Source organism: Massilia glaciei (assembly GCF_003011895.2).
Lineage (GTDB): Bacteria > Pseudomonadota > Gammaproteobacteria > Burkholderiales > Burkholderiaceae_D > Telluria_A > Telluria_A glaciei.
Map to the genome: position 1 here is coordinate 89,234 of NZ_PXWF02000121.1, position 23,554 is coordinate 112,787.

Sequence of the window (23,554 nt, forward strand, 5' to 3'; positions counted from 1 at the left end):
AGACATTTGTATAACATCGACGTGCGCGCGTTTAGGCGACGGTATGCAAATATGCATAACATCGGGCATCGTCAAACAAAATTGAATAGTGGCGTAAACCCGCGGGGTGGACCCGGTAAAAGGCGGCGCCGTCGTTGTTGCGTTGCCGTGCTAGCAGCGAGAAGGTGCTCGGAATACCCTAGAAGTCGGACTGCCCTTCAAGAGTGCCAGCATCGGCGCCGCCGCTGACTTCGGCCCGCGAAAGCGGGGTGAGGCGGGCGGCGAGCCTAATTTTCGCATGAACCCGCGAAAAAAAAGGCTCGACGCCCCCCTCACGACCCCGGTTTCGCTATCGAGCCGACTTCGCCTGCGGACAAGGCCGACAGGCTGCTAGCTTCTGTGCTTGTTGCCGCCTAATGTAGCGAACTGCCGCTTACTGCTGCCTACTGCTGCTTCGGCATGCCGCCCAACAGGGCCGCCACTTTTTGCTTGGCCGGCTTGATCGACGGGTTGCCGCTCGCGGGCGCGGCGGCGGCGGTCGGCGCGGCCGACGGCTCGTACGGCTTGAGGAACCATGGATCGACCTTTTCGCGGCGCGGCGACGGGCCGGTGCTGCGCACCCGGTCGGGCCGTTCGAAGCGCTCGGTGCGCTCGGTGCGCTCGGCGCGTTCGGGCGCGCGCGACGGGGTCTCGGCGTCGCCGCGGCGGGCGCGCCGCTCCGGGGTGCGTTCGGCGTCGCGCGGCGGGCGCGCGCTCGACGGCGTGAAGCCCGGCACTTCGCCGCGCGTGATGGTTTGCTTGATCAGTTTTTCGATGTCGGTCAGCAGGCGCTCGTCCTTGTCCGAGAACACCGAGATCGCGTCGCCCGAGGCGCCCGCGCGGCCCGTGCGGCCGATCCGGTGCACGTAGTCTTCGGCGTTGTACGGCAGGTCGTAGTTGATCACGCACGGCAGGTCGGAGATGTCGAGCCCGCGCGCGGCGACGTCGGTCGCGACGAGCACGTCGATCTCGCCCTTTTTGAACGCCTCGAGCGCGGCCATGCGCTCCTGCTGGGTCTTGTCGCCATGGATCGCGGTGGCCTTGATGCCGCCCTGCTCGAGGTGGCGCGACAGGCGCGAGGCGCCGATCTTGGTGTTCGAAAACACCAGCACCTGCTTGAGGTCGCGTCCGCGGATCAGGTGCTCGACGACGTCGCGCTTGCTTTCCTCGGACACCTTGTAGACCACCTGGGTGACCTTGTCGGCGGTCTGGTTGCTGCGCGCCACTTCGATCGTGACCGGGTCGTTCAGGAAGCTGTTGGCGAGGCGTTTGATCTCCGGCGAGAAGGTCGCCGAGAACATCAGGTTCTGGCGCTTTTTCGGCAGCATGTTGATGATGCGCTGCAGGTCGGGCAAAAAGCCCATGTCGAGCATGCGGTCGGCCTCGTCCATGACGAGCATCTGCACCTGGTTGAGGCTGACGTTCTTTTGTTCCACATGGTCGAGCAGGCGGCCCGGGGTGGCGATCACGATCTCGACGCCGGCCTTGAGGATGATGGTCTGGCCCTTCATGTCCATGCCGCCGAACACGACGGTCGAGCGCAGCGACGTGTGGCGCGCGTAGGCCTTGACGTTCTCGGCCACCTGCACCGCCAGTTCGCGGGTCGGCGTGAGCACCAGCGCGCGCACGGGATGGCGCGCCGGCGAGGTGCTCGGGCTCGCGTGGGCGAGCAGCAACTGGATGATCGGCAGCGAAAAGCCGGCGGTTTTGCCGGTGCCGGTCTGGGCGGCGCCCATGACGTCGCGGCCCTGCAACACGATCGGGATCGCCTCGGCCTGGATCGGGGTCGGGTGCACATACCCCTGGTCCGACAGCGCACGCAATATTTCGGGCGCGAGGCCGAAATCGGCAAAACGCACGGTGGGAGCGCTGTCGGCTTCGATGGTGATCGGTGTTTCGGGCATAAGTTTTCCGGACGATTTAATCGGGTGATCTACGGCCGGTCTGCGGTGAGCGGCTTTTTTGGAGGAACGCCAACGCGGGGGAACGCCTGACTGGACGGGAACGGGGCCGCCTGGTTGACAGGACCGGAGGCGATCGCGTCGGCAAAACCGGTCGCTAGGACGTAGATGCAATATTAGTGCCGTAAACGATACCCTAAATCGACTTGGCTGTACATGGAATCATGAATTTAGGGGGCGATTCGGGGCTTTTTGTTACCGAAAGTGCAATGCGGCGACGCACCCCGCCCCCCCCCCCGACGGCGCCCGGGCGGCCCGGATTTGGCGTTCAAATCAAGCAATTTATATGGCTGAAAAGTGCAAATTGATTGACAGGCGGCATTGCAAGCATCACAGTAAAGGTTGGTATCTATTAACAAAACAGGGGGGAACGCACAACGTTCCGAATCCATGAACCTGCGCTGGCCCGACCCGGGCATCCAACTGTCGCTCCTGCGCCGCGCGCTTGTGCTGCTGTTTTTGTTCGCGCTGGCCGGCACCGCCGCCGCGCAGGCGAACGCGACCCTGCGTTTCAAGCGCCTCGGCGCGCTCGGCTCGGACGAGCTGTCGGTGGTGTCGCTGCTGCAGGACCGGCAGGGGTACATCTGGATCGGCACCCATAGCGGCGGCCTGTACCGCTACGACGGCCACAACGCGATCAAGTACACGCACCACCCGGGCCGGGCGCGCAGCCTGCCGCACGACCGCGTCTCGGCGCTGTTCCAGGACCGTCAGGGGCGCATCTGGGCCGGCACCCAGAACGGCCTGGCCCGCTACGACCCGGCCACCAACGATTTCACGACCTTCGCGCCGCCGAGCGGCCCGCCCGCGCGCTTGATCATCAAGTCGATCGTGCCCGACCCCGGGGGCGGCATGTGGCTCGCGACCTGGGGCGGCCTGCACCATTTCGACCCCGACAGCGGCGCGTTCCGGGGCTACCTGCACGACGCCGGGCGCCCCGACAGCCTCAGCAGCAACGACTTGAACGCGATCGCGCTCGACCACAAGGGCGGGCTGTGGATCGGCACCTGGCCCGGCGGCCTCGACTATCTGGCGCCGGGCGCGCGCGGCTTCGCGCACTACCGGGTCGACGACGCGGCCGCGCCCGACGCCAAGCTCAATATCGTGCGCTCGCTGATGTTCGACGCCGCGCGCACGCTGTGGATCGGGACCGAGGCCGGCATGGTGCGCTGGGACACCGGCGCGCCCTGGCGCGCGCGCGCGCGCCTGCCGGGCCCGGTCAGCCGGGTCGCCCACATCGTGGCCGACCGCACCGGCACCGTGTGGGCCGGAACGGTCTCGGCCGGGCTGCTGCGCTGGGACAAGGGCGGCGGCGCCATGCGCCAGTTTATCAACCGCGCCAGCGACCCGCACAGCCTGCCCTCGAACAACATACCGGCCGTGATGCAGGACAGCAGCGGCATGCTGTGGATCGCCTCGTTCACCGACGGCATCGCGATGGTCAACCTCAACAGCCGCAGCTTCGAGCACATCATCCCGTTCGACACCACGCCCGACAACCCGGTTCCCAACAATTCGCTGCAGGCGATCGCGGGGGCGGGCGGCGACCGCCTGTGGCTGGCCACCAACACCGGGCTGGCGCTGTTCGACCGCGCCAGCGGCCGCGCGCTGCGGCACTACCGGGCCGACCCGGGCAAGCCCGGCGCGCTGAGCCACAACATGATCTACAGCCTGCACCGGCAGGAGGGCGGCCCCCTGTGGGTCGGCACCTCGGCCGGGCTGAACCGGCTGGCGCACGAGGACGCGCGCTTCGAGGTGGTCAACTTCGGCAAGGGCGGCGCCGACTTCATCAACACCATCGCCCCCGGCGCGCCGGGCAAGCTGTGGCTGGGCACGGGCCGCGCCGTGTTCCACTACGACATCGCGCGCGGCGACTGGACCAGCTACGCGCACGACGAGCGCGACCCGCACAGCCGCAGCGTCGACGGCAGCACCTGCATCGTCGAGGACCGTCAGGGGCGCGTCTGGATGGGCTCGGAATGGAGCGCCGGCGGGCTCGACATGCTCGACAAAAAAAACGGGCGCTTCCGCCATTTCCGGCACGCCGCCGGCGACCCGGCCTCGCTGTCGGACGACAACGTCTCGAGCCTGTACGAGGACGCCAGGGGGCGCGTGTGGGCCGGCACCGCCAAGGGGCTCGACCAGGTCGTCACCGGGGCCGACGGCCGGATCCGCTTCCGCCGCCACAGCGCGCAGGGCAGCGTGGGCCAGCTCAAGATACTGGCGATCCGCGGCGACGCGGCCGGCATGCTGTGGCTGAGCACGGCGTCGGGCCTGCTACGGCTCGACCCGGAAAGCGGCAAGGTCGAGCGCTTTCGCAGCGCGGACGGGGTTTCGCAGGGCTTCACGCCGGGCTCGTCGCACACGGCGCCAAACGGCGTGCTGTACTTCGGCGGGGTCAAGGGCATGACCGCGGTCGAGCCCGGGGCCGTGCGCAAGGTCTCGTTCCCGCCGCAGGTCGCGATCACCGACGTGCGCGTGCAAAACCGCTCGCTGTGGGACGGCCCGGCGCCGCCCGGGGTGCGCGTGCGCGGCCCGCTGACGGCGCCGGCCGCGCTCACACTCGACCTGCGCCAGACCGTCATCTCGTTCGAATTCGCCGCCCTCCATTACACCGACCCGGCCCGCAACAGCTACCGCTACCGGCTTGCCGGCTTCGACCGCGACTGGGTGCCGACCGACGCGGCGCACCGCAACGCGACCTACACCAACCTCGATCCGGGCAGCTATGTGTTCGAGGTGCGCGCGGCCAACGACCAGGGCATCTGGGGCGCGCGCGCGGCGCGCGTCGAGCTCGACATCCTGCCGGCGTTCTGGCAGAGCTGGTGGTTCCGGCTGCTGGCCGGCGCGTTCGTGCTCGGCGCCCTGGCGCTGACCTACCGGCTGCGCATCGGCCTGCTCACGCAGCAGCGCCAGCACCTGCGCGCGCTGGTGCGCGAGCGCACGCGCGAACTCGAGGAGAGCAACATCAAGCTGGCCAGGCTCTCGACCACCGACGCGCTGACCGGCATCACCAACCGGCGCGGCTTCGACGAGGCGCTCGCGCGCGAATGGCAGCGCGCCAAGCGCAACGGCGAGCCGCTGGCGCTGGCGATGCTCGACGTCGATTGGTTCAAGCATTACAACGACCACTACGGCCACCAGGCCGGCGACCAGTGCCTGCGCGCCGTGGCCGAGCTGATCGCCGCGCACGCGCGCCGCACCAGCGACCTGGTGGCGCGCTACGGCGGCGAGGAGTTCACCCTGCTGGCGCCGGCCACCGGCCTGGCCCAGATGCTGGCGATCGCCGAGGAGATCTGCGCCGCGCTCGCGCTGCTGGGCCTGCGGCACGAGAAGTCCGAGTTCGGCGCGGTGACCATCAGCATCGGCGTGGCCGCGATCCGGCCCGACCTCCAAGGCACGCCCGAGGGCCTGATCCACGCGGCCGACCTGGCGCTGTACGTCGCCAAGCAGAACGGCCGCAACCGCGTGTCAGACGGGACCGGCGCGCCGCGGGTGGCGCCGGCCGGTGCATAGGCCGGTGCGTGGGACGCTGCCAGCGGGCGCCCTATCGGCGCTCAGTGGGCCTGGTTCTCGGATATCTGCATTATTTTGGCGACGGCCTTCTTGTCGCCCTGCGCGCCGGCCTTGCGATACCATTGGAGCGCCTTTTGCGTGTCGACCGGGACCCCGATGCCGATTTCGTACATGCTCGCGAGGATGTTCTGGGCGGCGAGCGCGCCGCTGCCGGCCGCCTTCAACAGCCATTCGCGCGCCTGCGCGTAGTCTTTTTCGAGGCCCTCTCCGCGCGCGTACATCAGACCCAGATTGGTCTGGGCGTCGACATGCCCTTGTTCGGCCGCCTTCCTGAACCACTGCGCCGCCTGCCGCAGGTCTTGCGGCACGCCCTCGCCGCGCGCGTAAAGCAGTGCCAGGTTCGCCTGCGCGCCGGCGTGGCCCTGCGCCGCGGCCTGCTCGAACCACTGCGTCGACTCCTTGGGGTCGGGGCCGCCCGCCACGCCCTGCCGCGCCATCGCGCCGAGCCAGTTCTGGGCATCGGCGTCGCCCTGCGCGGCCGCCTTGCGGCTCCACTTGAAGGCCTCCTGCGCATCGGCCGCCACGCCCCTGCCCTCCTGGTACATCAGGGCCAGGTTGTATTGCGCCGCGCCCAGTCCCTGGACGGCCGCTTTTTTGAACCAGGCGTACGCGGCGGCCTCGTCGCGCGGCATGCCGGCGCCGTCCAGGTACAGCGTGCCGACGTTGTTTTGCGCGCCCGGGTCGCCCGCCTTGGCCAGCGGCAGCCATTCTTTGAGGGCCGCCGCGTAGTCTTGCCGGGCATGCGCCGCGACCCCCCCCTCGACCCCGGCGTGGGCCGCGGCCGCGACGAAGAGCAGGGAGATAATCAGACTGGAGCGAAGTCGCATAGCGGCGGCCATTTCTTGGAGAGGACGACGGACAGAACCATTTACCCGGACGCGCATCCGGCTCGAACGGCGTGGGCCAAGATTACCCGATCGGCGGCCGGCGGTCGATTCATTCGAGGCGGTTTCCGGGCATTTCGCGTCCGCCCTGCATCAAAATGAGACGGCCGGCCGCGCCGTCGGCGCCGCGCTCGAAACGCAGCTGCGCCTCGACCGTGGTGGAATAGAACAGCGTGTCCGAACGCGGGAACATCTCGACGGGCTCCTCGTCGTTGGTTTTTGCCAGGTATCTGCCGCCGTCGCGCAGTATCTCGATCACGAAACCGGGCGCGAGCGCGTATTTGCCGACATAGGCGTCGAACACGGCGGGGGCGAGGGGGGCCGGGGCCGCCGGCCCGGCGCCCCCCAACGGCTTGCCGATGGCGATCCCGGCGGCCGTATGGGCGATCAGCGCGGGATCGGCCACGCCCGATTCGCTGTTGAGCAACACGGCCACGTACACCTGTTCCTGCGGCAGCCGCATCGCATACGACGAAAAGCCGTTGATGCCGCCGCCGTGGCCGATGGTCGGGCTGCCCTTGAGCGCGCCCATGGCCCAGCCGTAGCCGTGGCCGTGGCCGTGGCCATGGCCGTCGGGCGCGCCGCCGCCCGGCTTGTGGGGCGTGAATGCGCGCGCCCAGCTGGCCGGTTTGAGCAGCCTGCCGGCCGTGATCGCCGCATCCCAGCGCGCCAGGTCGTCGACGCACGAGACGAGCGAGCCGGCGGCGTATGGTTGCGTCATGCTCAGCGGTGCGTGCGGGCCGAACTTGCCCGCGACGGCACGGTAGCCGCGCGCCTGCGCGACCTTGTGGCGTGCGTGGCCCTCGTAGGCGCTGCAGCGCATGTCGAGCGGCGCGAAGATGTTTTGCGCGACGAAGTCGGCATAGGACCGGCCGGACACCTTCTCGATGACAGCGCCGAGCAGAAAATAGCCGGAATTGCTGTACGCGAAGCGGGTACCGGGTTCGAACAGGCGCGGCGCATCCTGGAACGAAGCGATCATCTGCGCCACCGTCATGTCCCTGGCCATGCCGTCGATGTAGCCGGGCAGGTCGGTATAGCTGGGAATGCCCGAGGTGTGGGTCAGCAGGTGCTCGAGCGTGATGGTCCCGCCCGGGTCGCGGTAGTGCGGCAGGAACTTCCTGAAGTCGTCGTCGAGCGACAGCCTGCCCTGCTCCGCCAGCAGCAAGATGGCGGCCGCGGTGAACTGCTTGGTGAGCGAACCGATGCGCAGAACCGTGCCGGGCTCGAGCGCCCGCCCGGTTTCCAGGTCCGCCCTGCCGTAGGCCTTTCGGAACACGGTCTTGCCATCCCTGGCCACAAGCACGGTGGCGCCCGGCGCGTCGGGCCTGAAGTACGGCGCTATGCCGGCGTCGATGCGCTGCGCGAGACCGGGGTCGGCCCGCGCGGCGGCGGGCATGCCCAGCGATCCCGACAGCAGGAAGATGGCGCCAAGCGCCAGGATGCCCGCGCTGGCCGTTGCTCTGGCGGGTCCGCTGGCGGGTCCGCTGGCGTGGCGCGGGTGGACTGGTTTTTTGTCGATCATGAATAGCTCCCTGGTCATAGTTGAAACGTCAACTGCGCCAAGAGTATTCTGCGATTTGAGCGCCGCCGGTGACGACACCGACCCGACTTCAGGCCGGCAGCGGCCCGGCAACCGCCGCTTGCGCGCCCCGACACCACCCGTCCACCGGGAGTCGGCCATGCGCGGGCGCCCCGGCCTCAGGGATTTTTTGCGCTCAGCGAGATCGCCTGGATGCGCGGCGGCAGCGTGGGGGTCAGCAGGAGATTGCCCGCGACCCTGCCGCGGGCGCAGCGCCAGGTGAACTCGCCCGCCAACGCGCCGGTCGCCGTCAGCGGCGCCGCGGTGTCGCATTCGCCGACCTTTTTCCTCAGGGCGGCCAGATGCCCGCGCCATCCGGCGGCGTCGCGATCGAGCAGGAAATTCATCGCCAGCCGGCCCGCGCCCGCCGCGACATCGCCCTGTTGGTAGATGAGCGCGACGCTGCCGTAGGCGGCGGCAAGGTCGGCCTCGACCGGCACCGGGCGGCGCTTTAGCAAGCCCGCCTTGCCCAGCGCGACCGCCGCATCCCAGACCGCCCCGTAAGGGCCCGCGTAGGTGCGGTTTGCCAGCGCGAAGATGCCGATGCCGTATTCGGGAAGGAGCAGCACGTACGATCCATAGCCGGGATAGCCGCCGCCGTGGCCGAGGGTCAGGCCAAGGTCGCAGTCGGCCGCGACCCACATGCCCATGCCATAGGTCGACGCCTGGCGGCAGGCGGTGGCGCCGCTTTGCCCGAGGCGCTGGCGCACCCGGGGGAAGTTCGACCCTTGCGCCAGCTCGCGCACGGTGGCGCGCCTGGCCGGTCCGGCGTCGGCGCCGTCGCGCGGCGGCCACGCCGACAGCAGGTAGGCCACCCATTTCGCATAGTCGTTCGCGCTGGTCTGGATCCCGCCCATGGCGCCGAACGCGCCGTGCGCCATGCCCGGCTCCATCGACCAGGCGTCGTCTTCCCAGCGGTAGCCGAGCGCGCGGCGCGCGCGCGGCATCGCGTCGATCACGAAGCCGGTCGACGCCATGCCCAATGGCTGCAGCAGCGATTTGCCGATCGTGTCGGCGTACGGGCGGCCCGACACGTTGGTGATGATGCGTCCGAGCAGCGCGTAGCCGAGGTTCGAATACTCCATCCTGGTGCCGGGAGGGCTGTTGAAGGGCACGCCCGCGCGCAGCAGCGCGCTGAACTCGGCCTCGGGCATCGGGGTCTGGCGGTCGCCCCAGGGGTCGTCGGTGACGAGCCCGGCGGTGTGGTTGAGCAGGTCGCGCACCCGGATGCGCGGCGCGTCACGGGTCGGGTATTTCCAGCCGCGCATTTCGGGGATGTAGGTCTCGGCCAGCGCGTCGAGCCCGAGCTTGCCCTCGTCGCGCAGCTGCAGGATCGTCAGCGCCGTGAACGCCTTCGACATCGAGGCGATGCGGAACAGGGTTTCCGGCGTCACCGGGCGCTTCGACTCGAGCTCTTGCACCCCGAGCCCGCGCACATGCGCCAGGCGGCCGTCGACGACGATGCCATACACGGCGCCGGGGATGTGGTTGTCGACCGCGTAGTCGGCGAAGATGGTGTCGATGCCGGCCAATGTGGCCGCGAATGGGTCGGGCGCGTCGGAAGCGAGCGCGGGGCCGCTTATCAGCAAACTAAACACCGCTATCAGCGAGCGCTTCATCAGAGGGCTTGGTTTCATCCGATCCATTATCATTCAAAATAATGGACCTGGCCATAAATGAAGCTAAGAAATATGCGCCGTCAGCGTCCTGGTGCTCTCGAGATGCAGATAGGCGCGCTCCTCGTTCGTCAACGCGAGCCGCTTGAAGCCCGGCCAAGCCGGTGCCCGGGCCAGCGCCTCGTCCCAGATGTCGGCGTAGTAGCTGGTCGGGGTCAGCGCGAACCAGTGTTCGCGCGCGCGTCCCTGGTGGATGAACGAGCGCGCGACGACCAGATCGAGCAGTCGCTGGTAGCTTTCCCCGCGCGCCTCTTGCGGGGTTTCGTCGTGCCAGCGCAGGGCCCAGCGCATGGCGTCGAAATAGGGCCGGCTCTGCGCATCGCTGGCAAGCAGGTTCAGGGACGCGATCTCGGCGTCTGTGAAAATCCGCATGGCGAGGGCGCCCCGGCCTAGCGGGCCTTGGGCGCCCAGCCCTTTTGCTGCGCGGCGTGCTCGGCGGCGGCGTCGAGCGACTGGCCCTCGATGCGCGCGTCGATCGCCTCGAGCACCGCGCCCGGCATCGCCACGCCGGCGCGGCGGTAGGCGCCCGGGGCCTCGCCGCTGGCCTCGGTGAGCACGGGGATGGCCCAGGCCTCGCCGCTGCGGCAGGCCAGGCCGGCCGTGCCGCTGAGGGCGAAACTGCGGCAATAATTGCCGTCCTTGGTCTCGAACGTGAGCCCGATCCTGACCTGGCCGCCGGCCGGCGGCGCACCGCTGAGCTGGTTCGACAGCGCCGCGGCGAGCTTGCCCTGCGCCATCAGCGCGCCGTCCTTGCCGCCGAGCGCGGCCAGCTGCGTCTCGCCCCCCATCTCGCCTCCCGTCGCGCCCCCCATCGCGCCCAGCCCCATGCTGCCGGCCAGCACGCCGAGCACGAGCGTGGCGGCCATCGCGCCCCATTCTGGCCACGACCAGCGGCGCCGCGCGGCCGGCGCCGGCTGTCCGGCGGCCTGCGCGCGCGCGCTGCGCACGGCGTCGAGCTGGACCACGGTGCCGGTGCGCCCTATTGCCTGCAGGCGTTGCGGCACCGGCTCGCCGAGCACCCCCGCGAACGCGCCGAACACGTCGGCGCGCAGCGCGCGCAGCTGCGCCACCTTGGCCGCGACGGCCGGATCGTCCTGCATCGCCTGTTCGACCGCAGCGCGGGTTGCCGCGTCGAGCTCGCCGTCGGCGTAGGCCATCAGGGTTTCATCGGAAATAATATTCATGGCAGGCTCCTGGCTTGATCGGACAACAATAATTGCAGTGCTTCGCGCGCGCGCGCCAAACGGCTCGTGAGCGTGCCCATCGGTATCTCGAGCACCTCGGCCGCCTCCTTGTAGGGCAGGCCGTCGACCAGCACCAGGCCGATCACGATGCGGTGGTCGTCCGACAGCAGGCTGATCGCCTTTTGGATCGCCATGCGCCGCTGGTGCGCCTCGGCGAAATCGTCGCCCACGTGCTCGCCCTCGGCTTCGGGGGCGAACAGGTGGTCGCGCCGCACCCGGGTGCGGATTTCATCGATCCAGGCGTTTTTCATGATCCTGAAAATCCAGCTGTCGAGCCGCGTGCCCGCCTGCCATTGTTCACTGCGGCCCAGGGCGCGCTCGAGCGCCACCTGCACCAGGTCGTCCGCGTCCTCGCGGTTGTAGGTGATGGAGCGGGCGAAACGGCGCAACCGCGGCAGCAGGGCGGCAATGTCGGCATGTAATGGCGCGGCGGCAAAAGTCATAGATAGTAGATAAACGTTCGGGGCGGGGATTTTATTCCATGTCCCAGACGTTATTTCAGTAGGTTTTCCGATTCACTATATTATCATCCGAAAATGCGCACTCCACTCCCCCACCGCCTGCTGTGCAGGCTCGGCCCGCCCCTGGCGCTGGCCGCCTGCATGGCGCCGGCCCAGGCCCAACTGGGCCTGCCTTCGCTCGGACCAGCGCTGGGCGATCGCATAGGCCCGCTCGGGCTCGGGCGCCTCGACGGCGGCGGAGCACGGCTGCTGGCCGCCGCCGACCGCGCCAGGCTCGATCGGCTGCGGCTCGGGCGGGTCGCCCGCTTGCTCGAGCAACACGGCGACACGCTCGAAGCCGATCCGCGCGGCGAGCCGGCGGTGCGCCGCGAAATACTCGCCTGGTCGCCCAGTCCGGCCGGGCTGGCCGCCGCGCGCGAGGCGGGCCTCAAAGTCGCACGCGAAGAGGCGCAAGACGGCCTCGACGACTTGCGCCTGGTGGTGCTGCGGGTGCCCGCCGGCGGCGACACCGCGGCCGCGCTGGCGCGCCTGCGCGCGCTCGACCCGGCCGGGGTGTACGACTTTAACCATGTGTATACAGGCAGCAGCGCGGACCGTGGCGCGGCCGGCAAGCCGGTGCATGGCGGATCCCGGGACGGGCCGGCCCCACAGCGCGCGGCCACGGCCCGGCGCGTCGGCCTCGTCGACAGCGGCGTCGATCCCGCGCACGTGGTCTTCGAGGACGCGCGCGTGGTGCGCTGGGGCTGCGCCGACAAGCCCCATCCGAGCGAGCACGGCACCGCCGTGGCGGCCTTGATGGTGGGCCAATCGACGCGCTTTCGCGGCGTCGCGCCCGACACCGGCCTGTACGCGGCCGACATCTATTGCGACAGCGCCAGCGGCGGCTCGGCCGACAAGATCGCCGGCGCGCTGGCCTGGATGGCGCGCGAGAAAGTGGGCGTCGTCAATATCAGCCTGGTCGGTCCCCCGAATGCGACGCTCGAGCGGGTGGTCGGGGCCATGCTCGAACGCGGCCACCTGCTGGTAGCCGCGGTCGGCAACGACGGGCCGGCCGCGCCGCCGCTGTATCCGGCCAGCTACCCCGGCGTGGTCGGGGTGAGCGCGGTCGACAAGCGCGGGCACACCTTGCCGGAGGCGGCGCGCGGCCCCCAGGTCATGTTCGCCGCGCCGGGCAGCAATATGGTCAGCGCGGCGCTGGGCGCGCGGCCCTACCGCCAGGTGCGCGGCACCTCGTACGCGGCGCCGATCGTCGCCGCCATGCTCGCGCAGCGATTGGGCGGGCCCGACGCCGGCGCCGCCAAGGCAGCGCTGGCCGCGCTGGCGGAGCAGGCCGCGCGCGCGCCGGGCGCGGCCGCCAGTCTTGACACCGGGCTCGGCGTGGTGGGCGCGGCGTACCGGATCGATCCGTCCGAATTCCGCTGAAAAAAATTTCGGCTTTTTTTTGAGGCGATGGAATAAATGTTGAGCCCGCATCGTTCTCCTTACATCGGCGGCGGATAGTCCGCGCCACATTCAGGAGAACGACCATGAACACCACACAACGCGTCAAACACATCGCCCTCGCCCTCTCCCTCGGCATCGCCGCCTCGGCGCAGGCCGGCCCGCTGCTCGGTGGCGGCGGCGGTCAGCTGGGCGGCATGATCGGTGGCGGCGGCATGATCGGCGGCGGCATGGGCGCGAGCCGTCTCGGCCGCGCCGATTCGCTGATCGGGAACACGCGCTCGACCCTCGAGCGCGGCGTCGAACGCACCCGTCGCGCCGAAGCCAACGGCAACGCCGGCGGCCAAGCGAGCGGCAATGGTTCGGCCGATATGGTCAGCAATATCATGCCGGGCAGTGGCGCGTCGGGTGCCGGTTCGGCCGGCGGCAACGGCAGCGGCAACGGCAACGGCGGGGTCGGCGGCGCGCTCGCTTCGGTTGGCATGGAAAAGTCTGGGGCGCTCAACGGCGCGACCTCGGGCAGCAACACCGGCCGCCTGGCGCGCGAAATCAACGGCGAGGCCGACGGCAACGCCAGCGGCAGCGCGAGCGGCAGCGCCAATCGTGGCGGCATTAGCGGCAGCATCCTGGGCAGCGGCGATGCGGGCGGCGGCGCGAGCGGCGCCAATGGTAGCGCAAACGGCAGTGGCAGCGGCAACGTCGGCGGTGGCCTCGCACTGGGTGGCAGCACCGACGGCGTTCGCAACGGCGCGCGCGAAACGGCGGGCGGCGTTCGCGACGGCGCGCGCGCGGCGCGCAGCGGCGCGAGGAACCAGGTCGACAACACCGGCCAGTATGCGCAGGCGAGTGTGGCGACCACGCGCGGCACCGCGCGGGCGGCCAAACAGGGCGCGGTCGGCGGCGCCAAGCGTGCCGCCGGGGCGGTCGGGTCGGCCGGGATGCCGTCTCTCAACGGCAGCCTGAGCGGCTCCGCCAACGGTTCGGCCAACGGTTCGGCCGGCGGCCAGTCGAACGGCCAGTCGAACGGCGGTCCAGTCGAAGACTAAGCGAATGAGTAGGTAGAAGAAATAAGTAGGTAGAAGGAATAAGCAGGTAGAAGGAATAAGCAGGTAGAAGGAATAAGCAGGTAGAAGGAATAAGCAGGTAGAAGGAATAAGCAAGCAGAAACGGCAGCGGAACGGGACCGGGCAGCGATGTCCGGTCCTTTTTTATGAGGTCAGCAGGTCGTGTTCGTCGAGCACGTCGTGCAGCAGTTCGAGGCGGATCAGCGGATTGTCGAGCATGAGCAGCTTGTGCTTTTGCAGGTTGGGCAGCGGCAGCAGTTCGCACCAGCGGTTGGCGACCCAGCCGCAATCGTCGAGCCGGAACGGCGGCAGCACGGGCCAGCGCTGCTCGGGGATGCCGTCGAGCGAGGCGAGCACGCGCCCGAGCGCGTCGGCGGCGCCCTGCAGTTCGGACGGGATGGGAACCTGGCGGTCGTCGTCCTGCAGCTCGGCCTGGCCGAACCACAGTCCGTTGGCGCGCCGTTCGCGCGAGAGCAACTGGAAGCGCGAGTTGCCGCGGCAGGTCACCTGCAGCAGGCCGGGCGCGCTGGCCGTGGTTTCCTGCACCGTCGCGAGGGTGCCCGAGCCGACGAAATGCTCCTGCCCCTCGGGCGTGCGCACCTCGTGGCCGCCGGTGAGCAGCACCACCCCGAACGGGGTTTCGTTGACGATGCTCTTGTTGATCATGTCGAGGTAGCGCACCTCGAATATTTGCAGCGGCAACGCCCCGTCCGGAAACAGCACGGTGGTGAGCGGAAACAGCGGCAGCGTGATCGTCGTCATGGCGCCATCATGCCAGAATCGGGACGGCCGACACGCACGCCATCGTGAGCTGCCTGTTCGAACCCCACGCTCCCTACAGCCCCAACTCGGCCAGGATGTCTTCCTTCAACTGCTGCAGCGCGGGGCTCGACAGCCGGCGCGGATGCGGGTGCGGCACGCTGAAGGTCGCCTGGATCACGGTCGGGCGCGGCGACAGCACCATGATCCGGTCGGCCAGGTAGATCGCCTCCTCGACGTCGTGGGTGATCAGGATGACGGTGTGGCGCTCCTCCTCGAGGATGCGCAGCAGCTCGGTGCGCATGCGCAGGTTCATCAGCGCGTCGAGCGCCGAGAACGGCTCGTCCATGAACAATATCTCGGGCTTGACGACCAGCGCGCGCGCGATCTCGACGCGCTTGAGCATGCCGCCCGACAGTTCGCGCGGGTAGCTGTTCTCGAAGCCCTTGAGGCCGACCATGGCCGCGTGGTGGTCGGCCAGCGCGGCCTTGTCGCCGTGCTGGTCGCCGTTGAGGCCGAACATCAGGTTCTGCTGCACGGTCAGCCACGGGAACACCGAGCCGTGCTGCGAGATCACGATGCCCTTCGGGCTCGGCCCGCGGGCGGCCTTGCCGTCGATGTGGATGCTGCCCTCGTCGGGCCGCTCGAAGCCGGAGATGATCTTCATCAGCGTCGACTTGCCGCAGCCCGAGGGGCCGACGATGGCGACGAACTCGCCGTCCTCGACCACCAGGCTGACGCCGCCCACGACGGGCAGCGAGGTCTTTCCGGAGACGAATTTTTTCTTGATGTCCCTGACAACGATCTTACCGTCCATAACGCCACCTCACCGATCTGTGTTTTTCCAGCAGGCGCATCAAACCGTCGAGCAACAGTCCGATCAGGCCGATGATGATCATGCCCGCGACCACCAGGTCGTAGCGGTTGCCCGCATTGCGCGAATCGATGATCAGGTAGCCCAGGCCGGAGCGCGGGGCGATCATTTCGGCCGCCACCACCACCAGCCAGGCGACGCCGAGCCCGATGCGCATGCCAACCACGATCTCGGGCAGCACCGCCGGCAGGATCACCTGGCGGAACAGGCGCGCGCGCGAGACGCCGAAGTTCTCGGCCGCGTGCAGGTAGCGCCGCTCGATGGTGTGCACGCCCGAGACCGTCTGCACGATCATGGGAAACACGGCGGCCAGGAAGATGAGGAAGATCGGCGAGGTGTTGCCCACGCCGAACCACAGGATCGACAGCGGGATCCACGCGATCGGCGAGATCGGGCGCATGATCTGGAAGATCGGGTTGAGCGTGCGGAAGGCGCCGTCGACCCGCCCCATCCACAGGCCTAGCGGCACCGCGACGAGCACCGCGCCGAAAAAACCGGCGGCCACGCGCAGCAGCGAGGCGCCGATGTGGTTCCACAAGGTGCCGTCGGCGGCCAGCTCCAGCGTGCCCTCGAACACCTGCAGCGGCGTCGGAAAGATCATGCTCTCGGTCGCGAGCACGACGATCCACCAGAGGGCCAGCAGCAGCGCCATGAGCGCGAGCGAGGGTAAGGTTTCTTTTAGTTTTTCCACAGCTGCGTCTCTGAATAGGGTTCCGGCGGTAAATAGGCGTTCACTTCGCGGGCGCCGGCCGCATGCCGCGCAGCGCCTTGAGCAGCGCTTCGATGCGCCACACCAGGCGCGGCGTGCCCGGGTTGGGCAGCGCCTCGACCACCACCACCATCTGCCCGCTGGCATGGGCCGAGCACGCGAACTGGTTGACCGAGGCCTGCTCGAACGGCAGCCGGAAATCCTGGCCGGGCATGATCAGGATGGGGCCGAACACCTGCGGCACCACATCGTTGTTGCGCAACAGCAGCACATCCTTGTAGCCGAGCGTGAGGCGCACCTCGCCCGGCAGGATCTCGACCTTGTCGCCGGCCATGCGGCGCTCCCAGGTGCCCTTGGGAATCTCAAACAGCTCGTCGCGCGAGTCCGCGCGCAGCGGCGCGAGCGCGGCCCAGCCGAGCAGCGCCAGCAGGCAGGCGAGCGGCAGCAGATAGCCCCAGTGGCGGCGCGAAAGCGTCATCTGCCGCCCCGCTATTGCTTGAGCAGCAGCTTGACGTCGTGCACGACTTCGGCGGCGGGCCGCCCGAACGGCATCAGCGCGCGCAGCATGCCCTGGCGGTCGATGAAGTACAGGTAGGACGAATGGTGCATCGTGTAGGCGCCCCCGGCGCCCTCGACCATCTTCTTGGTGACCGTGATGCCATACGCCTTTTGCACGGCCGCCATCTCGGCCGCGGTGCCCGTGATGCCGATGAAGCTAGGGTCGAACGCGCCCATGTAGCGTTTGAGGTGGGCCGGGCTGTCGCGCGCCGGGTCGACCGTCACGAACACCACCTGCAGCCTGGCGCCGTCGGCGCCGAGTTGCTTTTTGGCCTGGGCCAGCATCGCCAGCGACACCGGGCAGACGTCGGCGCAGGCGGTGTAGCCGAATTCGAGCACGACCACCTTGCGGCGGTATTTGGCGAGCGAGAATTGACTGCCGTCGGTGCCGCGCAGGGCGATCTCGGGGGCGGCGCGCGGCGGCGAGAAGACCCCCGACTTGAGCGCGGGCGCGGGCGCGGCCGCCAGGCTGTTGCCGGCCAGGCAGGCGGACAACAAAAGCTTCAGGGAAAGCGATAGGGCGAGTGCGTGCTTCAAATGAATTCCTGGGGTCAGAGCGTGATGGGGACGGGCTTGATGTTCTTGACGAAACTGGTGTCGACATAGCTGTCGAAGGCGACCGGGCGCTTGAGCGTGCCGGCCTCGATCGACAGCCGCATGAGGTCGTCGAACTCGGGGCGCAGCATGCGCAGGTCGCCGTAGGTGACCCGGTCGGCCGGGTTAGACATGACGAATTCGAGCGTCTTCGGGTCCTGGTTGAAGTACTTTCTGGCCGACGCGATCGCGACGGCCTTGCTGCGGTTGGCCGCGCCGGCGTCGAGCCAGTTGCCGGCCGACTGCACATGGTTGACCAGGTCCTGCACCATGGGCCGGTTGTCGCGGATCAGCTCGGTCCTGACGGTGAGCACGCAGCAAATGTAGTTGCGCCATTCATCGCGCGTCATCTTGAGCGGGCGCGCATAGCCGGCGCGCTGGGCCGCGGCGCCGAACGGCTCACCCGTGCAATAGGCGTCGACCGCCTTCGCGTACAGCGCGGCGGGCATGTCGGGCGGCGGCATCTCGAGGATCTCGACGTCCTTAATGCCCATCCCTTCGCGCGCGAGCATCTTGCGCAGGAACAGGTAGTCGACCGCGAACCGGCTCGGGATAGCGATCACCTTGCCCTTGAGTTGGCGGAAGCTGCGGTACGGCGAATCGGTGCGCACCATGATCACCGCGCCCGAGCGGTGGCCGAGCGCGACGATCTTGAGCCCGATGCGGTGGTCGGTCAGGTCCATCACGAGCGGGGCCAGCATGTAGGCCGCCTGCACCCGGCCGGTCATCAGAGACTCCTTGAGCTCGGGCCAGCCGCCGTACTTGCTGAATTCGTAGTCGAAGCGCGGGCCCGCGCCCCTGGCGTTGCTGGCCGCCTTGGCCGCGCAGGCCACCGGCAGCGTCAGGTTGCAGGTGACGGGCAAGGCGCCGATCACGAGCGGCGCGGGCGCGGCAAGCGCCGGCGCCGGCAGCGCGAACGGGGCGGCGGCGGCGAGCGCGCCTTTGAGCACCTGGCGGCGCCGCAGCGCGTGCTCTGTCACGGGGTCTTCACTTTGCATTGCGGCGCTGCCCTCCGGTTGCCTTGTCGATTGCCGGCGCTCGCGCGCTGCGGTCGGGCAATTGTACAGCACCACCATGCGCCCGCAATACGCCCGCAAGACACCCGCATGAGAGCGCCGCGGCGCGCCGGCGCGCGCCAACCGAGCAGCGCGCGCCCAAAAACGGGGGTACTATCGCGTGGTCATAAAGGGATGCCGGGACGCGCCTCACTTTTATCGCAAAGCACGACCATGGATGCACTAAACTCCGACGTACAGGCCATCCAGGCGATCAGCTCGGTGCCGACGATCCTGCGCGTGGTCGCCGAGACCACCGGTTTGCGCTTCGTGTGCATCGCGCGCGTGACCGGCAACGCCTGGGTCACCTGCGCCGCGCTCGACCGGCTCGGCCTCGGTCTGCGCCCCGGCGACGAGCTCGACGTCGCCACGACCCTGTGCGACAGCGTGCGCGCCGGCGACCAGCCGATCGTGATCGACCACGCCAGCGTCGATCCGGTCTACTGCACCCATCCCACGCCGCGGCAATACGGCTTCGAGAGCTACATCGCGGTGCCGGTGCGGCGCGCCAACGGCGATTTCTTCGGCACCCTGTGCGGGCTCGACCCGGAACCGGCGGCGCTGTCGGACCGGCGCATCGTCGACACCCTGACCCTGCTCGCCGAGCTGGTCTCGCGCCAGCTCGAGGACGAACAGCGCATCGGCGCGAGCGAGGCCGCGTTGCTTAGCGAGCGCGCCAACTCCGAGCTGCGCGAGCAGTTCATCGCCGTGCTCGGCCACGACCTGCGCACGCCCCTGCTGTCGATCCTGACGGGCGCCGAATTGCTGCGCCGCCTGCCGCTCGAGCCGCACGCGCTCTCGATCGTCGAGCGCATCAAGCGCAGCGGGCGCCGCATGGCCAGCCTGGTCGACGACGTGGTCGACTTCACGCGCGGCCGGATGGGTGGCGGGATCCCGCTCGACGCGGTCGAAACCACCGAGCTCGGCCAGCAACTGCTGCATGTCGTGGCCGAACTCAAGGACGTCCACGGCGGGCGCGTGATCGACAGCGAGATCGACCTCAACACGACCGTGTATTGCGATCCGAAACGCATCGCCCAGATGCTCTCTAACCTGCTGGTCAACGCGCTGACCCACGGCGCGCCCGACCACCCCGTCACGGTGCGCGCGCGCAGCGACGACGGCGCGCTGTTTTTGTCGGTCAGCAACGCCGGCGCGCCGATCGCGGACGAGACCCTGCAGCAATTGTTCCAGCCGTTCTGGCGCGGCAGCAACAGCGGGCCATCCGAGGGCCTCGGGCTGGGCCTGTATATCGCCTCCGAGATAGCGCGCTCGCATGGCGGCAGCCTAATCGTGACCTCGACCGGCGAGGCGACCACGTTCAGCTTCACGGCGCCGCGCATCGCGCGCTAGATCGGACCAAGTCTCAACCATTCCACCACAGCGCCGGCGGCGCGCCGCAGCGCGTCCACCACATCGTCGATTGAAACCGGCTTGTTCTCGGACAGAGGGGCGGAAATCCTGCGCGTACGTCCCCTGAGACGTCTAACCCGCTGAACGCGCCGCGCCGATGGCGCCGAAAGGTTCGCGCCGGATTCGGGTTTGCCGGCTTCGGCCATGCCGGCTTCGGGTGTGCCGACTTCGGCGATGTCGGCCTTGGCCATGCCGGCTTCGGGTGTGCCGGCTTCGGCGATGTCGGCTTCGGCGATGCCAGCTTCGGCCATGCGAGCTTCGGCCGTGCCGCCTTCGGCCATGCCGGCGTTGGGTGTGCCGACTTCGGCCGTGCCGGCTTCGGCCGTTCGAGCATCGGCCGTGCCGCCTTCGGGCATGCCTGCTTTGGGTGTGCCGGCGTCGGCTGGGTGCTGGGGTTGGCGCACCTCGTGTGCGGCAAATGCGTGATGACCTTGTTCGATCGCGGGGGCCGCAAGCGGCGCGCGCGGCGTGGGCAACGGCGCAGGTTTCGCCGCTACCGGCGCTTTGCGTTCACCGCGGGAGCGTTGACGGGTACGCAGCGTTTCGGCCAGCTTCCATTCAGTTGTATTCGGAAAGCGGATCCAGATGCTGGTCCAGGCGTTGCGCCGGATACCACCGACGGCGTTGGCGAAACCACTGGGCGAGACCGCCCGTCCCTCGTAGAGAATGGCATCGCCCTCGACCAGGCCGTGATGGTTTTTCCCGTTGAATACGGTGCGCAGCAGCGTGCCATCGGGCAGGAACAATTGCTTCCATTGGTAACCCGAATTTGCCGACTTGGGCAGCGCATCGGGTTCGTGGCGCCAGATCCACTCCTCGACCGCCTCGGTGACGATTTCCCAGTCCTCCTTTTCGAAGAAGCTTCTGACCGATGCCAGGCTTATTTGCTTGTGGATATGTTGCGAAATGGGGATCTCGGCGTAGACGGCTGGGTGGTGGCGTTTCATGGCTTTTCTCCTTTTATTCCGATTTGACCGCATATTGGCCCGGCATTGCACGAGAGCGGCACGCGCCCGGACGATATCTGCGCGACTCGGCCCGACAACTGCGCGACGCGGTCCGACGACAGCACGCCTGGATCCGGTGCTTGCACGATTTTTTTACGACAACGCTGGCGTGTACTTAGTCTGTACTTAGTTAGACACGCAAACCACGTATCGTTCAGTTTCAGACTTAAAACAGGAGAGATCGCATGGCGCGCGGACGGTGTCGTGTGACTATCACCGGAATCCGCAGCGCTATCGTGCAATGTAGGGTTGAACCGGGTGAAATAGGGCCTTTTGGGAGGCGGCACATTCTGGAGGGGGCATGCGGTCGCCGGCCGGGCAAATTGCCAAATATATACGAATCTCCAGGCTAACAAGTTCGTTCGGGAACCTTTAGCCGCGCTGGCATCCCGATCTCTTGCGCGCGCGCTTGACCGCCCGCGCAGCGTGGCCGTTCAAACGACACGCTCAGGACCATTTCCACGAGGCTTGACGGGCATCGTGGCGCCGTCTTTCCCGAAGTGCAAACATCGAAAACTCCCCATCACCATCGAGTTTCCATGAGCGACCCCGGACACCCCACTGAAGTTTTTTTCGAAGGCAAGGCCCCGATCGCACCGGGCATGCTGTGCTCGCAACACTTCGCGCTCGCCGACGCCGCCACGGTCGCGCAGGTGACACTGCGCTTCCAGTGTTACGGCATGCACGCGTTGGCCGTGCTCAAGTTCACCTTCCATGACGCGCACGGACAGCGCACGCATGAGATCAACTCGGGGCCGGCGCGACCCTTGGCGGCGACGGGCTTGAACCGGCTGCGCCGGCACATTCTTTTCCTGCGGCTCGAGTCGGCGCTGCGCAGCTTGTTAAACATGCCGAGATGGTTCATCGTCGAGTTGCCTTGCGCCACATTGCGCAGCGGCGGGCTGCGCGTCGACGTGGTCAACACGGGCAAGTTCCCGGTGCTCGTGAGCGGTTTCGCCCTGCACACCTCGCCGCTCGATCCGGCCCGGCGGGTGCGCAACGACCACCCGCTCGAAGGCTATGCGGGCAGCATCAGCGTGACGGCCGGCGAGCCGCTGGCGCTGTTCGTGCATAGCCCGCAGGCGCTTTTTGCGGTCGAGGTGATCCGCTTCGGCGCCAGCGCCGCCACGCGGCTGCGGATCGATGACGTGCCCGGCCGCGCGCAGGACTACGCCCAGAACGCCTACGAGCAGGGCGCGGACTGGGACCGCACGACGGTGCTGCAGACCGACCCGGGCTGGCGCGCCGGCCTATACGTGGCGCGGCTGTCCGATTGCAGCGGCGCCTTGTTCGACATCACCTTCGTCGTCAAGAGAAAGGTGGGCGAAGCGGCGGCGGCGCTCGCCGTGCTGGCCTCGACCAACACCTGGCAAGCCTACAACGCCTGGGCTGGCGCCTCGATCTACGAATACCACATCGACGACGGCCTGCACCGCCCCGATATCTTCGTGGTGCACCAATTGCGCCCGAACCCGGCGGCCACCATGATCGACGCCAGGGGCCATCTCGCCTGCGAGGAAAAACACGTGCTGGCCTGGCTCGAACGCGAGGGCATCGACTACGACCTCTACAGCGACAGCGACCTAGACGCCGATCCGGGCCTGCTGGCGCGCCACCGCGCGCTGGTGCTCAACACCCACAGCGAATACTGGACCGGGCCGATGTACGACGGGCTCGAGCGTTTTCTCGACGGCGGCGGCAACCTCGCCTACCTGTCGGCCAACGGCCTGTTCTGGAAGACGGCGGCGCGCGGCCACCAGCTCGAGGTCCGGCACGACTGCGGCCGGCACAGCTTCATCGACGAGGCCGGCGGCAGGTGGCGCGACCACGGGCGCCCGGAGACGCGCGCGGTCGGCATCCGCTTCACGCGCGCGGGGCAAAAATCGGGCTTCAAGCCGTACCGGGTGCTCTCGCCGGGGCATTGGATTTTCGCCGGAACCGGCGTCAAAAAGGGCAGCCTGATCGGCGAGCGCGGCACCAAGTACCAGGGCGCGTCGGGCTGGGAGCTCGACACGATCGACGCGCGCGCGCGTCCGGCCGGGCTGGTGCATCTGGCAAAGGGGTGCAACGCCTGGGGCAGCGGCGCCGATATGACGTACTTCACCCATGCGGGCGGGGGCGGGGTGTTTGCGGTCGGCTCGATCACGTTCGGCGGGAGCCTGGTCGTCGATGCCGTGCTGTCGCGCATGATGCGCAATGTGTTCGCGCGCTTTTTGCGCGGAGCCGGCGCGGCGCCCGCCGCCAAAGCTGGCCTGGCGGCGGACGCCGGCGCGGTTGAAGCTTAAGCCATCGAACTATCTTTGACGAAATACTTGCGCGCGTAGGCGAGCAACTGGCCATCGTTCGGATGGTCGACCGTCTCGACGCTGACGACCTTGTCGGCGATCAGCGCCTCGTGCTTGTTCAGGTAGCGCATGAACGACAGTTTCTCCTGGCCGGGGCCGACCACCAGGATCGCGTGCGCTTCCTTGACGGAGGCGGCGATCTCGCTCATGTACGGAATGTTTTCCTCTTCCTTGATGCTGATGTCGGCGCCCGCTTTTTTATGGATCGCGCCGGTCTTGATGACTTCGGACTCGGCGGCGTCGGCCGTGAAATGGATGACGTGCGCTTCGGATTGGTCGAGCCAGATGACGACGTGGTTGAATGACATGGTGGTGTTTCCTTGTGGGAGTGAGC

At 68.3% G+C, this 23,554-nt stretch carries 20 protein-coding genes; 5 read left to right on the top strand and 15 right to left on the bottom strand.

Annotated features, from left to right (window positions below; all coding sequences use genetic code 11):
- Positions 1 to 422: 422 nt before the first annotated feature.
- Positions 423 to 1,922, bottom strand: a complete 1,500-nt coding sequence (locus C7C56_RS09025) for a DEAD/DEAH box helicase (RefSeq protein ID WP_106757103.1) — start codon at positions 1,920 to 1,922, stop codon at positions 423 to 425.
- Between the two features lie 447 nt (positions 1,923 to 2,369).
- Between C7C56_RS09025 and C7C56_RS09030 the strand changes: the two genes are divergently transcribed.
- The gene (locus C7C56_RS09030) at positions 2,370 to 5,495 is read left to right on the top strand and encodes a diguanylate cyclase (RefSeq protein WP_106757104.1); all 3,126 of its coding nucleotides are present in this window, start codon (positions 2,370 to 2,372) and stop codon (positions 5,493 to 5,495) included.
- 41 nt (positions 5,496 to 5,536) lie between these two features.
- Here C7C56_RS09030 and C7C56_RS09035 read toward each other — a convergent pair whose 3' ends face one another.
- The 6 genes from C7C56_RS09035 to C7C56_RS09060 form a co-directional block, all read right to left on the bottom strand.
- On the bottom strand, positions 5,537 to 6,382 hold the full coding sequence (locus tag C7C56_RS09035; protein ID WP_181373091.1) for a tetratricopeptide repeat protein: 846 nt from the start codon (positions 6,380 to 6,382) through the stop codon (positions 5,537 to 5,539).
- Positions 6,383 to 6,491: 109 nt separating this feature from the next.
- Positions 6,492 to 7,964, bottom strand: a complete 1,473-nt coding sequence (locus tag C7C56_RS09040) for a serine hydrolase (RefSeq protein ID WP_181373092.1) — start codon at positions 7,962 to 7,964, stop codon at positions 6,492 to 6,494.
- Between the two features lie 176 nt (positions 7,965 to 8,140).
- Complete coding sequence (locus C7C56_RS09045; protein WP_219933128.1) at positions 8,141 to 9,658, bottom strand: serine hydrolase domain-containing protein; 1,518 nt, start codon at positions 9,656 to 9,658, stop codon at positions 8,141 to 8,143.
- Between the two features lie 45 nt (positions 9,659 to 9,703).
- Positions 9,704 to 10,069: a hypothetical protein gene (locus tag C7C56_RS09050; protein ID WP_106757108.1), complete on the bottom strand. Its 366-nt coding sequence runs from the start codon at positions 10,067 to 10,069 to the stop codon at positions 9,704 to 9,706.
- A 17-nt stretch (positions 10,070 to 10,086) separates the two neighbouring features.
- Positions 10,087 to 10,881 carry an anti-sigma factor gene (locus C7C56_RS09055; protein ID WP_106757109.1) on the bottom strand — a complete coding sequence of 265 codons (795 nt, stop codon included), beginning with the start codon at positions 10,879 to 10,881 and terminating at the stop codon, positions 10,087 to 10,089.
- Positions 10,878 to 11,384: an RNA polymerase sigma factor gene (locus C7C56_RS09060; RefSeq protein ID WP_106757110.1), complete on the bottom strand. Its 507-nt coding sequence runs from the start codon at positions 11,382 to 11,384 to the stop codon at positions 10,878 to 10,880. The genes C7C56_RS09055 and C7C56_RS09060 overlap by 4 nt, the downstream gene beginning before the upstream one ends.
- Before the next feature lie 93 nt (positions 11,385 to 11,477).
- On the opposite strand from C7C56_RS09060, the gene C7C56_RS09065 reads away from it, so the two are divergent.
- Together C7C56_RS09065 and C7C56_RS09070 are read left to right on the top strand one after the other, a co-directional pair.
- A complete protein-coding gene (locus C7C56_RS09065; RefSeq protein WP_229458448.1) occupies positions 11,478 to 12,824 on the top strand; it encodes a S8 family serine peptidase in 1,347 nt (448 codons plus the stop codon).
- A gap of 104 nt (positions 12,825 to 12,928) precedes the next feature.
- A complete protein-coding gene (locus C7C56_RS09070; RefSeq protein ID WP_106757111.1) occupies positions 12,929 to 13,888 on the top strand; it encodes a hypothetical protein in 960 nt (319 codons plus the stop codon).
- Between the two features lie 162 nt (positions 13,889 to 14,050).
- Here C7C56_RS09070 and C7C56_RS09075 read toward each other — a convergent pair whose 3' ends face one another.
- From C7C56_RS09075 to C7C56_RS09100, 6 genes are all read right to left on the bottom strand, one after another.
- Positions 14,051 to 14,668, bottom strand: a complete 618-nt coding sequence (locus tag C7C56_RS09075; protein WP_106757112.1) for an LON peptidase substrate-binding domain-containing protein — start codon at positions 14,666 to 14,668, stop codon at positions 14,051 to 14,053.
- A gap of 73 nt (positions 14,669 to 14,741) precedes the next feature.
- Positions 14,742 to 15,482: an ABC transporter ATP-binding protein gene (locus C7C56_RS09080; protein WP_106757113.1), complete on the bottom strand. Its 741-nt coding sequence runs from the start codon at positions 15,480 to 15,482 to the stop codon at positions 14,742 to 14,744.
- The gene (locus C7C56_RS09085; protein WP_106757114.1) at positions 15,472 to 16,230 is read right to left on the bottom strand and encodes an ABC transporter permease; all 759 of its coding nucleotides are present in this window, start codon (positions 16,228 to 16,230) and stop codon (positions 15,472 to 15,474) included. The genes C7C56_RS09080 and C7C56_RS09085 overlap by 11 nt, the downstream gene beginning before the upstream one ends.
- Positions 16,231 to 16,270: 40 nt before the next feature.
- On the bottom strand, positions 16,271 to 16,726 hold the full coding sequence (locus C7C56_RS09090) for a cupredoxin domain-containing protein (RefSeq protein WP_106757115.1): 456 nt from the start codon (positions 16,724 to 16,726) through the stop codon (positions 16,271 to 16,273).
- Positions 16,727 to 16,737: 11 nt separating this feature from the next.
- A complete protein-coding gene (locus C7C56_RS09095; protein WP_229458459.1) occupies positions 16,738 to 17,343 on the bottom strand; it encodes an SCO family protein in 606 nt (201 codons plus the stop codon).
- A gap of 14 nt (positions 17,344 to 17,357) precedes the next feature.
- Positions 17,358 to 18,380 (bottom strand): ABC transporter substrate-binding protein, encoded by a 1,023-nt coding sequence (locus tag C7C56_RS09100; protein ID WP_229458461.1) that lies wholly within the window; start codon positions 18,378 to 18,380, stop codon positions 17,358 to 17,360.
- A gap of 249 nt (positions 18,381 to 18,629) precedes the next feature.
- On the opposite strand from C7C56_RS09100, the gene C7C56_RS09105 reads away from it, so the two are divergent.
- Entirely contained in the window at positions 18,630 to 19,808 is a 1,179-nt protein-coding gene (locus tag C7C56_RS09105; RefSeq protein ID WP_106757116.1) for a GAF domain-containing sensor histidine kinase, read from the top strand.
- Here the strand turns inward: C7C56_RS09105 and C7C56_RS09110 are convergent.
- Entirely contained in the window at positions 19,805 to 20,815 is a 1,011-nt protein-coding gene (locus C7C56_RS09110; protein WP_106757117.1) for a hypothetical protein, read from the bottom strand. The genes C7C56_RS09105 and C7C56_RS09110 overlap by 4 nt on opposite strands.
- Before the next feature lie 599 nt (positions 20,816 to 21,414).
- On the opposite strand from C7C56_RS09110, the gene C7C56_RS28695 reads away from it, so the two are divergent.
- Positions 21,415 to 23,160: a N,N-dimethylformamidase beta subunit family domain-containing protein gene (locus C7C56_RS28695; RefSeq protein WP_181373093.1), complete on the top strand. Its 1,746-nt coding sequence runs from the start codon at positions 21,415 to 21,417 to the stop codon at positions 23,158 to 23,160.
- On the opposite strand, the gene C7C56_RS09120 is transcribed toward C7C56_RS28695, so the two are convergent.
- Positions 23,157 to 23,528 carry a translational machinery protein gene (locus C7C56_RS09120; protein WP_106757118.1) on the bottom strand — a complete coding sequence of 124 codons (372 nt, stop codon included), beginning with the start codon at positions 23,526 to 23,528 and terminating at the stop codon, positions 23,157 to 23,159. The genes C7C56_RS28695 and C7C56_RS09120 overlap by 4 nt on opposite strands.
- Positions 23,529 to 23,554 lie beyond the last annotated feature (26 nt).